Origin of the sequence: Novosphingobium beihaiense (assembly GCF_022832375.1) — a bacterium.
Taxonomy (GTDB): domain Bacteria; phylum Pseudomonadota; class Alphaproteobacteria; order Sphingomonadales; family Sphingomonadaceae; genus Novosphingobium; species Novosphingobium beihaiensis.
Map to the genome: position 1 here is coordinate 1 of NZ_JALHLG010000097.1, position 1,522 is coordinate 1,522.

Annotated in this window: 1 pseudogene; it reads right to left on the minus strand. The window is 62.0% G+C overall.

What is annotated here, in order from left to right:
* Nucleotides 1-74: 74 nt before the first annotated feature.
* A pseudogene (locus tag MTR66_RS21090) lies at nucleotides 75-1,437 on the minus strand (IS3 family transposase).
* Between the last annotated feature and the right edge of the window lie 85 nt (nucleotides 1,438-1,522).

Below are 1,522 nucleotides of genomic sequence, written 5' to 3' on the forward strand. Positions count from 1 at the left end.
TGTCCGTCGTCAGAACATTTGGCGCAGATCGCGGCGTAGATTAGCGGAGTGCGGGCCTCGTCTTGGGGTTGATGTTAGGCGGCGAGCTTGCGGTGTTGCAAGCGCCGGTGTTCGATGGTCTGTCGCTTGATCCTTTCACGCTGTTGGATGATGGCTGGTGCCCTGCCGAAGTAGGCGTCGGCGGGCGTCACATTGTTCAGGCTCTCGTGGTAACGCTGGTGGTTGTAGTGCTCGACGAAGGCCTGGATCTGGGCCTCGAGGTCGCCTGGCAGGAAGTAGTTTTCCAGCAGGATGCGGTTTTTCAGGGTCTGGTGCCATCGCTCGATCTTGCCCTGGGTCTGAGGGTGGCATGGCGCGCCGCGAACGTGGCTCATTTTCCGGGTCTCAATGTATTCGGCCAGTTCGCCGGCGATGTAGCTCGGGCCGTTGTCTGACAGCAGCCGGGGCTTGTGCAGCACCGTGGCGCTGTCGCAGCCAGACGCAGCAAGCGCGAGGTCCAGCGTGTCGGTGACGTCCTCGGCGCGCATGTTCGTGCACAGTTTCCAGGCGATGATGTAGCGAGAGAAGTCGTCGAGCACGGTCGACAGGTACATCCAGCCCCACCCGATAATCTTGAAGTAGGTGAAGTCGGTCTGCCACATCTCGTTCGGCCGGGTGGTCTTGGTGTGGAACGCATCGGCGGCCTTGATGACGACGTAGGCCGGGCTGGTGATCAGATCATGGGCCTTGAGCAGCCGGTAAACCGTGGCCTCGGACACGAAGTAGCGCTTCTCATCGGTGAACCTCACGGCCAGTTCGCGGGGGGATAGCTCGGGTGTTTCCAGCGCCATCTCGACGATCTGGTCGCGGATGTCGTCACCGATGCGGTTCCATACCCGGCTCGGCGCCGATGGCCGATCTTCCAGGGCCTCGGGGCCGCCCTCGAGGTAGCGATCATACCAGCGGTAGAAGGTCCGGCGGGCGATGCCGAGCTGGTCCAGCGTGCGTTTGGCCGGCAAGTGCGACTGCTCGACGATCCTGATGATCTCGAGCTTCTCGGATGCGGGATATCTCATTGGTCGTCGCCCCCATCCGCGATCATGCTTTTTTTCAGCAGACGGTTTTCCAGCGTCAGATCGGCCACGCATGCCTTCAGCGCGCGGGCTTCGCGGCGAAGGTCCTGGACCTCTCCTGTGGTCGCGGCGCGGGCGGTATCGCCCGCAAGTCGGCGCTTGCCGGCTTCATGAACTCCTTCGACCAGGTGTAGTAGAGGCTCTGGGCGATGCCTTCACGCCGGCATAGCTCGGCAATGCTGTCTTCGCCGCGCAGTCCGTCGAGCACGATACGGATCTTGTCCTCGGCCGAGAAATGTCGCCGCGTCTGTCGGCGGATGTCCTTCACCACGGCTTCGGCAGGGGCCTTGGTCGGCGATTTTCGCAAGGAGGGTTTGGGCTTCATCTGCGTTCCTTCGTCACTACGACGAAGCCCAAACCCTCCTTAAATCTCAACCCCTAATCTGTGCCATGGGCGCTGACGCCGGACA